This window comes from Aeribacillus pallidus (genome assembly GCF_050478865.1).
Classification (GTDB): Bacteria; Bacillota; Bacilli; order Bacillales; family JACDOC01; genus JACDOC01.
Window position 1 is genome coordinate 35,526 of the sequence record NZ_JBCNBW010000036.1, and the last position, 14,715, is coordinate 50,240.

The 14,715-nt window shown below is 38.5% G+C and carries 10 protein-coding genes and 1 other annotated feature; of the genes, 5 read left to right on the plus strand and 5 right to left on the minus strand.

Annotated elements, in window-relative coordinates:
* Positions 1-46: 46 nt before the first annotated feature.
* Both motP and motS read left to right on the plus strand, forming a co-directional pair.
* Entirely contained in the window at positions 47-862 is an 816-nt protein-coding gene (motP, locus tag ABES52_RS09180) for a flagellar motor protein MotP (RefSeq protein WP_429650858.1), read from the plus strand.
* Positions 852-1,610, plus strand: a complete 759-nt coding sequence (gene motS, locus ABES52_RS09185; RefSeq protein WP_429650859.1) for a flagellar motor protein MotS — start codon at positions 852-854, stop codon at positions 1,608-1,610. Before motP ends, motS begins: the two co-directional genes overlap by 11 nt.
* Before the next feature lie 38 nt (positions 1,611-1,648).
* Here motS and ABES52_RS09190 read toward each other — a convergent pair whose 3' ends face one another.
* Genes ABES52_RS09190 through ABES52_RS09200 form a run of 3 tightly spaced genes read right to left on the minus strand, consistent with a single transcriptional unit; the run spans position 1,649 to position 4,119 of the window.
* Positions 1,649-2,827 carry an acetoin utilization protein AcuC gene (locus ABES52_RS09190; RefSeq protein WP_429650860.1) on the minus strand — a complete coding sequence of 393 codons (1,179 nt, stop codon included), beginning with the start codon at positions 2,825-2,827 and terminating at the stop codon, positions 1,649-1,651.
* The gene (locus ABES52_RS09195) at positions 2,824-3,471 is read right to left on the minus strand and encodes an acetoin utilization AcuB family protein (RefSeq protein ID WP_429650861.1); all 648 of its coding nucleotides are present in this window, start codon (positions 3,469-3,471) and stop codon (positions 2,824-2,826) included. The genes ABES52_RS09190 and ABES52_RS09195 overlap by 4 nt, the downstream gene beginning before the upstream one ends.
* A gap of 15 nt (positions 3,472-3,486) precedes the next feature.
* Positions 3,487-4,119: a GNAT family N-acetyltransferase gene (locus tag ABES52_RS09200; RefSeq protein ID WP_429650862.1), complete on the minus strand. Its 633-nt coding sequence runs from the start codon at positions 4,117-4,119 to the stop codon at positions 3,487-3,489.
* A 545-nt stretch (positions 4,120-4,664) separates the two neighbouring features.
* Here ABES52_RS09200 and acsA point away from each other — a divergent pair.
* Positions 4,665-6,383, plus strand: coding sequence for an acetate--CoA ligase (gene acsA, locus ABES52_RS09205; RefSeq protein ID WP_429650863.1), 1,719 nt, complete (start codon positions 4,665-4,667; stop codon positions 6,381-6,383).
* Positions 6,384-6,402: 19 nt separating this feature from the next.
* Here the strand turns inward: acsA and ABES52_RS09210 are convergent, their stop codons facing one another.
* A complete protein-coding gene (locus tag ABES52_RS09210) occupies positions 6,403-9,318 on the minus strand; it encodes a transglycosylase domain-containing protein (RefSeq protein WP_429650864.1) in 2,916 nt (971 codons plus the stop codon).
* Positions 9,319-9,494: 176 nt separating this feature from the next.
* Positions 9,495-9,715: a binding site (T-box leader), on the plus strand.
* A gap of 46 nt (positions 9,716-9,761) precedes the next feature.
* Between ABES52_RS09210 and tyrS the strand changes: the two genes are divergently transcribed.
* The gene (gene tyrS / locus ABES52_RS09215) at positions 9,762-11,021 is read left to right on the plus strand and encodes a tyrosine--tRNA ligase (RefSeq protein WP_429650865.1); all 1,260 of its coding nucleotides are present in this window, start codon (positions 9,762-9,764) and stop codon (positions 11,019-11,021) included.
* 247 nt (positions 11,022-11,268) lie between these two features.
* Here the strand turns inward: tyrS and rpsD are convergent, their stop codons facing one another.
* Positions 11,269-11,871, minus strand: a complete 603-nt coding sequence (gene rpsD, locus ABES52_RS09220; RefSeq protein ID WP_429650866.1) for a 30S ribosomal protein S4 — start codon at positions 11,869-11,871, stop codon at positions 11,269-11,271.
* Between the two features lie 933 nt (positions 11,872-12,804).
* Between rpsD and ABES52_RS09225 the strand changes: the two genes are divergently transcribed.
* Complete coding sequence (locus ABES52_RS09225; protein ID WP_429650867.1) at positions 12,805-14,667, plus strand: sensor domain-containing diguanylate cyclase; 1,863 nt, start codon at positions 12,805-12,807, stop codon at positions 14,665-14,667.
* The last annotated feature ends 48 nt before the right edge of the window (positions 14,668-14,715 follow it).

A 14,715-nucleotide genomic window follows, 5' to 3' on the forward strand; every position in this document is an offset into this window, starting at 1 on the left:
AGTGCCGATATAAACGATAGATTCAATATTTCTAGGGAGAGTAACCATGAGAAAGCTTGATGTTCTAACACCAGTAGGTCTCGTTGTCGGTGTAGTCTTATTAGCATTTGCCATCATATCAAACGGCGGAACGGAAGGCTTTATTTCCTTTATTCATATTCCGTCTCTACTCATTGTCTTTGCGGGATTATTTTCAGGTTTACTTGTCAGTTTTTCTCTTAAAGATTTACGACACATGTTTGTCGTTATAAGACAAGCGTTCCAACAAGAGGAATATAATTTATACGAACTCATTCAAACGTTTGTTCGTTTATCCGAGCGAGCACGTAGGGAAGGACTTTTAGCGTTAGAAGCGGAAGTAGAACAGGTGGAAGATTCCTTTTTGAAGAAAGGAATTTTATTAGCGGTGGATGGCATTGAGCCTGATGTGATTGTAGATATTATGAACGCCGAAATTTCTGCGTTAGAAGAACGTCATCGCAAAGGAAGAAGTATTTTAGAGAAAGCGGGTGAATATGCTCCTTCTTGGGGAATGATTGGAACGCTTGTAGGTCTTGTCTTAATGTTAAAAAACTTAAACGATCCGAGTACATTAGGTCCGAACATGGCTGTCGCTTTATTAACGACATTTTATGGTAGTTTATTGGCAAACTTAGTATTCCTTCCAATGGCTTCAAAATTAGCGATTAAAACGGAAAAAGAAGTTTTTTACAAACAAATTATTATTGAAGGAGTCATCGGTGTTCAGTCCGGTCAAAATCCAAAAATATTAGAAGAAAAATTGACTGCCTTCTTGTCAAATAAGGAACGGGTTGTTCATCCGGTACAGGACGAGCAGGGGGCCGTAACGTATGAAGCGTAAACGTACGTTACCTCCTTCTGATAAAGGAGCACCGAAATGGATGGTTACGTATTCGGATTTAATGTCTCTCGTCTTAGTGTTTTTTATTTTACTTTTTTCGATGTCACAAATTGATATTATTAAATTCAAGGCGATTGCCGAGTCCTTTCGTCAACGGCAAGTTCTCGATTTTTACCCTTCTGTTATTCCGTCTGAGAACCCTTCGGCACAACCTGAGATAACAACCAATGATAGCAATGAAACAAATGATTCTTTACTAAGTAACGAGAATGAACAAGATTTATTGGAGCAATTACTTGTGGAAGTTCAACAATATTTAGAGGACAACGGTTTATCCGATGTGGCTGTGGCCACTCGAACAGAGCGAGGTGTTGTTCTCGTCTTACAAGAAAAAGTATTGTTTCGGACTGGAGAAGCAGAAATTATTCCAAGCGCATATCCTTTTTTAAACAAGGTTGGGACATTATTAAAGAAAATTCCAAATGTCGTAAAAGTAGAAGGACATACGGATAATCGTCCGATCTCAACAGCAAAATACCCATCTAACTGGGAACTATCCACTGCTCGTGCAAGCAGTGTCATTCGCTTTTTAATTAAACAAAATCATTTAGATCCGAAACGATTTATGGCCGTCGGATACGGAGATACACGACCAATTGCTCCTAATGACGGTCCTGAAAATTGGCAAAAAAATCGCCGGGTAGAAATTATTATCTCAGATCCTTCTTATAATGAAAACGAACCCTGAACGGTAAAAGGAACGTTCAGGGTCGTTTTATTATTACTCTAATTCGATTCTACGTTACGGGACCATTGCCGAATAGGAATAAGAGCACGTTCTAACGTTTGCCTGTTTTTCTCTTCAATTTCTTGTTTACGTGGAATCGGTTGATACATATTGGATGGATCTTCCCACGTTTTAATAAGCGGGACAGGAGCCTGTTGTTCCCAATGATGAATCCATTCTTCAGGTAAAGAACCAGAAACATGGGCGTTTTCGGTCATTTCTAACCAGATGTAAGCCCAAGCTCGCGGAACGACTCGCCAAATATCATATCCACCCCCACCGACGGCGATCCAGCGACCGTTGCAATATTGATGAGCAATCTCGTGGGCAAGCTTTGGAATTTCTCGATAGATTTTGATTGTTGCTGATAAATGGGTTAATGGGTCAAAATAGTGGGCATCCGCACCGTTTTGTGTAACAATCACATCCGGCCTAAAATAGTCAGCGATTTCACGAAAGGCAGTTTGATAGGCATAAAGCCATGATTCATCTTCGGTAAATGCATCGACAGGAACATTAAATGAATAACCATACCCTCTTCCAGCTCCTCGTTCGTTCACATTTCCGGTTCCTGGAAATAAATATCGCCCCGTTTCATGAATAGAGAACGTACATACATTCGGATCATCGTAAAATGTCCATTGAACCCCGTCCCCATGATGAGCGTCGGTATCCACATATAATACTCGGGCCCCATATTTTTGTTGAATGTATTTAATCGCAACGGAGCTGTCATTGTAAATACAAAAGCCAGATGCCTTTCCACGGAACCCATGATGCAGTCCCCCGCCTAGATGGAGCGCATGTTCACTTTTCCCTTCCATAACGTAATCGACCGCAGTTAACGTTCCACCGACAAGGTAGGCGCTCGCTTCATGCATGTGTGGAAATATGGGGGTATCTTCCGTTCCTAGACCGTAGCTTTCCGCTTTTTCAGGCGATATCAATCCATGGCCTGCATCTTTAACGGCTTGAACGAACGATCGATCATGGACCAGGTACAACTCTTCGTCAGTAGCCATTCGTGGAGGAACAAGATCATCGTCATCTATGGCCTTTAGACTTTTTAATAAATCAAGGGTTAATTTCAAACGAAGTTGATTAAATGGATGCTGATCGGAAAACTTGTACGAAAGTAGCTTGTCGGAATAGACAAATACCGCTCGTTTCTTTTTCATGACGTAATCCCCGGAACGTATGGCCATTGGACATGATAGCCGTTTATTTTCAAGTCTTCAATGATGCCAACAGGGTTCATTGTCCGTACACGAAACACTAAAATTTTATAATGTTCATCTTCCCGATCCGGGTATACAAGTACGCTATGAATATTCGCATTCCGTTTTCGAATAATGCCGGCCACTTCGTATAACATTCCGGCCTTATTCGGTACGCGTACTTCGATTTGGGAACCGGGTTGATGAGCCCCTGTTAGCTCAACAAATGTATGTAATAAATCGGTTTCCGTAATGATTCCAACAAGCTTTTGATTTTGAATAATCGGCATACAACCGATGTGATGTTCATAAAACATGGCCGCTACTTCTTCGACAAAGTCGAGCGGATGCCCAGTAATAACTTCTGTTTTCATAATCGTTTGGAGAGGCTGCTTCAAAATATCTTTATTTGAATGCGTTTCCAAAATAGAAGGTGTGGCCTCTTTAATATCCCGATCAGACACAATACCAACTACTTCGTTTTCGTCATTGACAATAGGTATGTGGCGAATTTTTTTCGTTCGCATGACTTCAATCGCTCGTTGGATGGAGTCTGTTGGGAGAAGGGAAGTAACATCTTTGTTCATTATTTGTTCAACAATCATTCCGAATTCCTCCTATTAATACATAAACCGATTTTTAAATCGTAGCCGATCAAACTTTTGGATTGATTCTTGGTCGACTCTTTTGCCAATACGAGCCATCAGACAGTTGGCTGGATGGGAGCTAATTTCCGGATCATCAGTGGCATACCACTCTAGTCCTCCGGCATTCATCATTTTTTCCATCACTTTTCTATACTCCCATACGTTCAGTCCCGTTCCTTTTAAATCCCAATGCCAATAATACTCGGTCGTTATGATAATATAGTCTTCCATCGCATCGTCCATCATGGACACTTTTAATAAATTTTTTCCGATTGAAAAGCCCCGGTATTTCGGAATGACCTCAATTGCTCCTAGTTCAATTAAATTTTTCATGTTCCCTTCCGACCATCGTTCAAGTGGATCAGGATACAGATAAGTGACGTATCCAATAATGGTATTGTTTTCTCTGGCGATAATAATTCTTCCTTCTGGTAACTTGGCAATTTCAATAAGAGCTTGATGTTGTTTCGCTGGAGGCCGAAAAGCCACTAAATCTTGGTGGAATTCTAGCCGTTCTAGCTGTTCAGAAGGAATCGGACCTTCAATGATAATCGGTCCATGTGGAGTTTTTATTTCCTTCGCATTATACGTTTTTTTATGTTCCATGCATACACCACCTTATATGTTCCTATTTCTATTATACAAAAATCTGAATCTTTTGACGTTGTTAGGAATCGATAATTTTACTATTATGTAAATAATTTAAAAAGTGTTCAAATGTAAATTTGTTACAATGTTAATAATGGAATGTTGATGTAATGAGGAGAAATTAGTAGATGTACACTTTAATTCTCTATGTATTACTCTTAGCTTAATTAAGTAGAAAGAAATAAAGCATTATTAAAATATCGAGTAGAGATGGGGAATGTCCAAAATGTTGATTTACAAAGTCCATTCTATAGTGGCATTTTTCGTTACATGGTTTATTGAAATAACGCTTCATTTTTTCACTCAAACATATCTATAAAAAAAGGAAAAATTTATAGTGAACGTTAATTCTTTTATCGTTCTATTTCTGCTCAGTTTTGTTATTTTTCTTTTAATAATATTTTTTTAACTATATATAAACAAAATGTTTAAAAAATTGAGAATATAGAAAATATCCTATATAATAATATTATCAATTATTACATAAAGGGGGAGAAGGTCAAATGAAGGTGGAAACGCTACCAGTTACAAAAGGAGAACACAACTTAAAAAATTATGAGGAAACGTATGCTTCGTTTCAGTGGGAAGAGGCTGAAAAGAACTTTTCCTGGTACGAAACGGGAAAAATAAATATGGCATACGAAGCGATTGACCGTCATGCACTGACGGAAAAAAAGAATAAAGTCGCACTTTATTATCGTGATCAACATCGTTATGAAAAATATACGTTCAAAGAGATGAGAGATTTAACGAATAAAGCAGCAAATGTATTAAAGCAATATGGGGATGTGGAAAAAGGGGATCGTGTTTTTATTTTTATGCCACGTTCACCAGAGCTCTATTTTGCCTTACTCGGTGCAGTGAAACTCGGCGCTATTGTCGGTCCACTGTTTGAAGCGTTCATGGAAGGGGCCGTGAAAGACCGTTTAGAAGATAGCGGGGCGAAAGTATTGGTGACAACTCCTGAATTGCTCGGTCGTGTCCCTGTTCAAGACTTACCTGAATTAAAACACATTTTTTTAGTAGGCGACGATGTGAAAGAAGAAGGAAATTATTACGACTTTAAAAAGCGATTAAATGAGGCGAGCAAAGAGCTCAACATTGAATGGGTAGATAAAACAGATGGACTTATTTTACATTATACATCTGGCTCAACAGGTAAGCCGAAAGGTGTGTTACACGTTCATCGTGCGATGATTCAACACTATCAAACTGCTAAATGGGTGCTTGATTTAAAAGACGATGACGTTTATTGGTGTACAGCCGACCCTGGTTGGGTAACTGGTACAGCTTACGGTATTTTCGGCCCTTGGCTTGTTGGGGCTTCGAATGTCATTGTTGGTGGTCGCTTCGCCCCAGAATATTGGTATCAAACGATTGAAGATTTTGGAGTCACCGTCTGGTATAGTGCTCCAACAGCGTTTCGGATGTTAATGGGTGCTGGCGATGAAGTGGTGAAAAAATATGATTTATCCAGCTTACGTCATATTTTAAGCGTCGGTGAACCGTTAAATCCTGAGGTTATTCGTTGGGGGTTGAAAGTATTCAACTTACGTATTCACGATACATGGTGGATGACAGAAACGGGAGCTCAACTGATTTGTAACTATCCTTGTATGGAAATTAAACCTGGTTCAATGGGGAAACCAATTCCAGGTGTAAAAGCAGCTATTGTCGATGATCAAGGAAACGAATTGCCACCATATCAAATGGGGAACTTAGCCATTAAAAAAGGCTGGCCATCAATGATGTATACGATTTGGAATAATCCGCAAAAATATGAATCCTATTTTATGCCGGGAGATTGGTATGTTTCTGGCGATTCCGCTTATATGGATGAAGACGGCTACTTCTGGTTCCAAGGTCGTATCGATGATGTTATTATGACTTCGGGAGAGCGGGTCGGCCCGTTTGAAGTAGAAAGTAAATTAGTCGAACATCCAGCGGTTGCTGAAGCAGGGGTCATCGGCGTTCCAGATCCAGTTCGTGGCGAAATTATAAAAGCATTTATTTCATTAAGAGAAGGATACGAACCTTCGGATGAATTAAAAGAAGAAATTCGCTTATTTGTAAAACAAGGACTAGCAGCCCATGCTGCGCCGCGTGAAATTGAATTTAAAGACAAATTGCCGAAAACGCGCAGCGGAAAAATTATGAGACGTGTATTAAAAGCTTGGGAGTTGAATTTACCTACTGGGGATTTATCTACAATGGAAGATTAATGAAAAAGGATCCTGTCCCTTATTGGTCAGGATCCTTTTTATTAGTATTGTCGCTGTTTGAAGGGGGTTGTTCAGTTTCTTCTTTATTTCCATTTCCGTTATTACCCTCAGCTGGTGAAGATGTATCCCCATTATTTCCACCATTATTGTTGCCTGAATTGGACGGTGGTTGTTCTTCATTTGGTGGATCTGTTGGGTTTTCTGAAGGATTATTCGGTATTGAACCGATTTGAACTATGTTGGAAGGGCTGGATTCTTTTCCAGCAACATCTACAGCTTTCACCATATATTCTCCATCCGGAAGCGAAATTCTTAATGGCTCGGATGATTTCACACTTGCCACTTTTTGGCCAGCTTTTGAGTAAATTCGATAGCCGATAACGTCTTTGGAAGCGGATTTTGTCCAAGAAATAATTTTCCCCGACACTTTCGCTTGGACTGGAGCTGGATTTTTACCATCATCTTTAAAAATTGCTTCAGGGATTAAAATTTTCTCCCATTTTGGATTATCCGGTATTAATTGTTCTAAGTCATCTAAACGACCTCCGGTAATTTCTGCGATAAACTCAGGGTTGAGCATGAGCCCCGGCTCAGTAAATTCTGGAGGTGTCGACTCTAAAGCTACGTATTTTTTTCCATCAATGGTTACATAGAAACCGTTAATTAAGCTATTGTCTACTTTATTTGGTACAAATTTTGCGTTAAAGATGTCGGTTTCCACTAACCCTGCTTTTGAACAAGCTTCCGATGGTAGTAAACCAGATACCGCACAATACGATCGGCGAACAATTCCACCTGGCATTTTAAATCGGCTTTTTGGAGCGATTAACTCTGGTTCGATGTCATAAGCGGCATTAATTAATTGTGCCCATATTTTTAAGTTTCGAATACTATAGTTTTCATATCCAGCTGCTTTTAAGCTGCGTGGGGTGTCATATCCAATCCATGTTCCGAATGTCACATTCGGATTAGTTGCGACAAACCAAGCGTCATGGAAGTTCTGACTCGTTCCTGTTTTTCCAGCCCAGTCGGCAGAAAACTTTAACATTCGTGGTACCGACGCCGCTGTTCCGTATTTTAAGACGTCACGCATCATATCGATGGTTAAGTAAGCAGTTTGTGGACTAAATACATTCACTGGTTGTGATTCATGTTGATAAACAACGTTTCCGTTCTTGTCGATAATTTTTTCGATTAAATACGCATCAACAAACTGTCCCCCGTTCGCAAACGTGGCGTACGCATTAACGTTTTCCTCAACGGTGACTCCGTTCGTGATAGATCCGAGTGCAATCGCTGTAGTCGTATAGTCCACATCTGTTAAGGAAGTAAAGCCCATTTTTGCTAAATATTCAACTGGACGGTACTGCTTAATATCTAAATAAATTTTCGCAGCTGGCACGTTATACGATTTCGCTAACGCATAGCGAGCAGAGACAAGCCCGTAATAACTACCAGTATAGTTATTTGGTTTCCAAATTTCTCCATTACCAGCACGGATGCTCATTTCCGTATCCGGAATAATTGTCCCAGGTGTAGCAGCTCCAAGTTCCAGCGCCGGTGCATACACAAGTAGTGGTTTCATCGTTGACCCATTAGAGCGTCTACCTTGTGTAGCATGGTTTAATTGCTCAATACTAAAATCTCTTCCACCGACAAAACTAATAATTCGACCAGTAGTGTTTTCAATTAAAATAGCTCCAATTTGAACAGGCTCGACAACTGTTTCTCCATTTTTTTGCACCTTTACGTCAGGACCGTAGTTTGTATACGCATCCTTCACTTCCTGCATTTTGTCGTAAATGTCTTTATGAATGGTTGTATGAATTTCGTATCCATTTTGACGTAAATCCCTGTCAGCCAAGGTTAAATACTTTTCGTATAGCTTATCATTTTCCTTGACTTCCTCTTTTGTGTACCCATCTTTTTCTGCTAATATAAGCGCCAAAATTTCGGTTGCGCGGCTTTCAATTTCCGCTGTTAACCATGGATACTTTTCCGTTGGGTTTTCTTTCGGAGGAATAAAATCGCTGACGATATCATAATTGAGTGCACTTTCGTATTCCTCCTTTGTGATGTATCCAGCTTCATACATCCGTTTCAAAACGGTTTTCATTCGATTCAATCCTGGCTCAAGATTTTCTTTAAGTTCGCCTTTATTTGTAAACGGCGTATAACCAAATGGGCTTTGTGGCAGTCCTGCAATAAAGGCTGCTTGTGGTAAGTTTAAATCTTTGGCGTCCACACCAAAAATTCCTTTGGCGGCTGATTGCACACCTGCAATGTTTCTTCCGGAAGAATTTCTACCAAAAGTCGCCACGTTTAAGTAAGCCTCTAATATTTCATCTTTATCAAAAAACTTTTCTAAACGTAAAGCGAGCAGTATTTCTTTTGCCTTTCGTTCAAACGATACTTCGTTTGTTAAAATTTGGTTTTTAATTAATTGTTGGGTTAATGTACTACCTCCCGTTCGGACAGAGGAGTTAGTAAATTCTTGGAAAAGAGCGCGTAAAATCGCTTTTGGCACAACGCCATCGTGTTCATAAAAGTATTCATCTTCCGTAGCGATGACAGCATTGATTAAATGTTTAGAAACTTCATCGATGGACACTTCTTCTCGTTCTAAATCCGAACGAAGCTTTCCGAGGTAAACGTTATTCGCAAAGTAAAGGGTGGAGGTTTCTTCGTAGTTGTAAATATCTTTTTTCATACTTTCATAGGAGCGAATCTTTTCATCTTTTACTAAGGAAGCAAAATATCCTGCTCCCACTCCTCCGGCAAATGCAAATCCAAGAATCATGACGATAATCATTATTAAAAACAAATTCCATGTCACTTGGTACGTAATACGTGCTTGACGTTGAACTTTTTTATTTGAAAAGAAACGAATGAATGGCTGTAAACGTTCCTTTACTTTGATCCATATATTTTTCATATACAATCCCCCCAAAGAATCACATCCATTATAGCATAAATAAAGACAGAAAAAGGGAACTTTCTTTTTTAATCCTTCAAAACTAGGCCTTAAATCATACCTTTTGGCAGGTATAAGGAGTTGACAATGAAGGATGGAATATGTTAAATATCTTTTAAGTAAAACATAAGAATACAGAACAAGCTATGAAAGGATTAAGTAGTCACCTATCCCTGTTAAGAAGAGAGTCGATGGTTGGTGCAAATCGACACAAATAGTGTGACGAATTACCCCCTGGAGCTTTTACCGTGAACGTAAGGAGCACAAGTAGCGGTAAACGGTAGTAACCGTTATCGGAAAAAGTGGAGGAGTAATATCCTCAAGTTGGGTGGTACCGCGATGAAAGATCGTCCCTTCGTTTTCGAAGGGATTTTTTTATTGAAAAAATAAAAGGAGTGAGAAGAGTGAATTTACTTGAAGATTTAAAGTTCCGTGGACTAATTAATCAAGTGACCGATGAAGAAGGATTGGAAAAATTATTAGCAGAAGAACGCATTAGCTTATATGCAGGATTTGACCCAACAGCAGACAGTTTACATATCGGTCATTTACTTCCGATTTTAATTTTACGCCGTTTTCAACTAGCTGGTCATAAGCCAATTGCGCTTGTCGGTGGCGGGACAGGTCTTATTGGTGACCCAAGTGGTAAAAAGGCAGAACGGACGTTAAATTCTAAAGAAGTAGTTGCTCAATGGAGTGAACGAATTAAAGAACAGCTGTCTAAATTCCTTGATTTTGAAGCGGAAGAAAATCCAGCAAAAGTAGCAAACAACTACGACTGGATTGGCAGCATGGATCTGATTACATTTTTACGGGACGTAGGGAAAAACTTCGGACTTAATTATATGTTAGCGAAAGACTCAGTTCAAAGTCGACTTGAGACAGGTATTTCGTTTACAGAATTTAGTTACATGATTTTACAGTCATTAGACTTTTTAAAATTATATGAAACCGAAAACTGTAAGCTTCAAATCGGTGGAAGCGACCAATGGGGAAATATTACAGCAGGTTTAGAATTAATTCGTAAATCACACGAAGAGGCGAAGGCATATGGTTTGACAGTTCCTCTTGTCACTAAAGCCGATGGAACGAAATTCGGGAAAACTGAAGGCGGCGCCGTTTGGTTAGATCCTGAAAAAACAACCCCTTATGAGTTTTACCAATTCTGGATCAATACCGATGACCGTGATGTGATAAAATACTTAAAATACTTTACGTTCCTATCAAAAGAAGAAATTTTAGAACTAGAAAAACAAACAGAAGAAGCGCCAGAAAAACGTGCGGCTCAAAAAGCGCTAGCAGAGGAAATGACGCGACTTGTTCATGGTGAAGAAGCGTTAAAACAAGCCATTCATATTTCTGAAGCGCTATTTAGTGGAAACATTAAACATTTAACGGCGAATGAAATTATGCAAGGTTTTAAAGATGTACCTTCCTATGAACATGAAAGCGGAGAACCAATTGGACTTGTCGACTTACTAGTAAGCGCGAAAATTTCATCGTCTAAGCGTCAATCACGTGAAGATATTCAAAATGGAGCTATTTACATCAACGGGGAGCGCATAACTGCTCTTGATTATGTGGTTGATAAAAAAGACCGCATCGAAGGAAAATTTACGATTATTCGTCGCGGAAAGAAAAAATATTTCTTAATTAAATACTAATTGACGAAGTGGTGAGCTCCTTGGCGGGGACTTGCCACTTTTTTGTTCAAGAGATTTTTGTTGAAAGTGAACTGAGTGGTACAAACGTCTTTCCAATGCATATAAGATTTTTCTTGGTTACAGCCATCATTTCCTACAAAAATCTTGTCTAACCATAGTGCTTAATTTTTTATAAAGTCTTCATTCCACTTTTACATTTAATAAAAAAAACACCCGCTCAAACGAACGGGTGTTACGATGATGAAGATTAACGAGAGTAGAACTCTACGATTAGTGCTTCGTTAATTTCTGCTGGAAGTTCAGAACGCTCTGGTAAACGAGTGTAAGTACCTTCTAACTTTTCAGGATCGAAAGTTAAGTACTCAGGTACATAGTTGTTAGCTTCAACTGCTTCTTTAATAATTTGAAGGTTGCGAGATTTTTCGCGAACGCTAATTGTTTGGCCAGGTTGCACACGGTAAGATGGAATGTCTACACGGCTTCCATCAACAAGGATATGACCGTGGTTAACAAGCTGACGAGCTTGACGACGAGTACGAGCTAAGCCAAGACGATATACTAGGTTGTCAAGGCGAGACTCAAGAAGAATCATGAAGTTTTCACCATGTTTACCAGGCATTTTACCTGCTTTCACGAACGTGTTACGGAATTGACGCTCGTTTACTCCGTACATATGACGAAGTTTTTGTTTTTCTTGTAATTGTAGACCGTACTCAGATAATTTTTTACGTTGGTTTGGACCGTGTTGACCCGGCGCATAAGGACGTTTTTCTAATTCTTTACCAGTGCCGCTTAAAGAAATACCAAGACGGCGAGAAATCTTCCAGCTTGGACCAGTATAACGAGCCATCAAGGACTCCTCCTTTATCGTTTATTTTCGGTAAAATAAACAGTTGTTTACAACATTTATGACCATTTTGTTTTCATGTACCTTCGCCCTAGCAGCAGAGGGTTACGAGATACAACTCATAATGAGCAACAAAATGGGAACATAAACTTGTAAACATAGGCTGCAATATTTTACACAAAGGACATTATATAATTTTCAAAAAGGGAAGTCAAGAACAAAATGGGTGTTTTAGCTATAAATTCATAAAAATCTTAATAAAATTATAACATACCGATTTTTAGTGTGATATAATACAATATTGTAGGCAAATTATAGAAATTTAGAAGAAGCATGATTTTTTTTGAAAAAATACGAACAAACATGTAATTCGTCTTTTATTAATCATTCTTCGGTATGACAATCGTCGGAATTGTGACGTAGGATGATGAAATGACAGAGGAGTCTCCAATTCTACAGGTAGTTATTACAGCAATCACCCAATGCCCGAATCTCTTTGGCTAACCAACGGACAGATTTTAACGACTTCTCATTGTCTATCTAATTTCCAGTATTAGTAAAAATGGAACTTGATGATCTAGTTGGTGAGTTAAAAAAGGAAGTAACGGAGATGGACTTTTGACACAAAGGAATAACCATTGGTACTATTTTACCCCTACTCTACAATTAGAAAAACGATCTCCAAATAAACATAGTTCCTTCATAACCACCGGTATCCCATTTCAAGTAACTGATACAGAGAAGATATCAAAACGTATATATATATATATATATATATAAAGAAGTGATGAATAATTCGATCGAAGTGGATGTACTTTTCTTCCATTCATCCGTTGGATACTAAAAAAACTGTATGGTTATTATCATATCCGCAACATGTCAAAATTGCTGTGATGAAATCAACAATACATTAATGTAGCATAGCGGGTGACTGAAATGAGCAGAGCAAATGAAAAATTGGTGAATCAATTAAAGTCCCGTTTTTATGACTTTTTACAGTGGGAAGATAATGAACAACATTTCCAAAAAATGTTACCTCAATGGGTGAAATGTATTGCTAATGCTTTAAATGCCATACAAGCAGCTTTGTATCGAACAGATGGTGGAGATTGGAATCGGTTGTATTTAAGTAGTTGTTTTAAAAATAATCAGAATCTTCCTAATCAATTAACGAGAATTGAGATTGAAAAGTACGTTCATCATCATTCCGTTTATATATCGAAAAATCCACTTATGGATCCCCTTTCTCCTTTTAACACTGTTTTGCAATTTCGGGTCGAAGAAGGAGAGTACTGGTATTTATTTTTGTATTTATCGAAAGAGTGGATGACGGAAGATCGTCACTCACAGTTGTTAGCCATCCAGTCTCTTTGTGAAACATTTATTAAAAACGTTGTGAAAATGGAAAGGGTAATGGATGAAGAGCGACAATTTAAAGAACTGTATCAATTTACGGAAAAAATTCATTCAACAATGGACATTCATTTTGTATTAAAAGAAATCATTGGAACGTTAAAACGGGTGTTTCCTAATTATTCTTTTACGTTAATGCTAACCAATGATCACGAATCACTTGAAGAACTTCCGGTAGAATATTTAGAGTTTGATTCGGATGATGACGTGGCTCTACAAGCATACGTTGAGGGAAAAGTTTTAATCGCTGATTCGTATCATCAGGTGGCTACCAACCTTTATGCCCCGCTCAAAGGAAATCAAGGGGTGTATGGGGTTTTAAAAGTAAGTGCTCCTTATTCCATCATCTTTCCGAAAACACAATTGGAGTTTATTCGTCTTCTCGTTAATACAGCTGGTAGTGCGTTAGAAAACGCTAAATTATACGAGCAATCGAAGCGATTAATAGCTGATTTACAGTTAATTAATGAAACTTCACATAAATTAAATTCGAATTTGCGATTATTAGATACGATACAATTTTTGCATCAACAAATAACCGATTCATTTCATTCTTCCGCTACAGGTTTTGTCTTTTGTTTTGATGATCATAACAAAGTCATTCCAGGTAGTTCTCCGTTTTTTAAAGAAGAAGTTGGAAAATGGTATATTTCCTATGTAAGAAAACAATTCGATCGTGACAGAGAAGCGTTGCTAATTGGTGATTTGTTAGGGAAGTTGGATTCGGAAGTACCGTTTCGTTCACTAATGGCTGTCCCAATGAGACATAGTGAAGAATTAATCGGGCTTTGTATCACTTTGCATGAACAGCCGTACCATTTTACCTTTGAGATGTTTAAACTACTTCAGTCACTCATTCATCATTCGACGCTAGCCTTATCCAATTCAATGCTTCGAGAAGAGCTAGAAAAAATGGTTATTACCGACCACTTAACGAAGCTTTATTCACGAAATTATTTAGATGAATCGGTTATCAAATCGATGACGGAAGATGAACAAGGGACGTTTATCGTTATCGATATTGATAACTTTAAACAAGTCAATGATACGTACGGTCACCAAGTTGGGGACAAAATCATCATACAAGTTGCGAATATTATTAAAAATAACATTCGAGCTTCAGATATTGGTGCACGATGGGGTGGAGAAGAGCTAGCTGTCTATTTACCAAACGTATCGTATATCATCGGCTATACGATTGCTCAGCGGCTTGTTGAAAAAGTAAGGATGGAAACAAAACCAAGAGTAACGATATCTTGTGGTGTTTCTTATTGGAATAAAAGTAAGAAAGATTCGCTTGAGCGTCTCTTTCATCGGGCGGATATGGCGCTTTATGAAGCCAAAAATAGAGGAAAAAACCAAGCTATACTACAAAAAGATATTTAAAGGAGTTTTTCCTCCAAAAAGAGGGAAACTCCTTTTTAATTTTTTCAT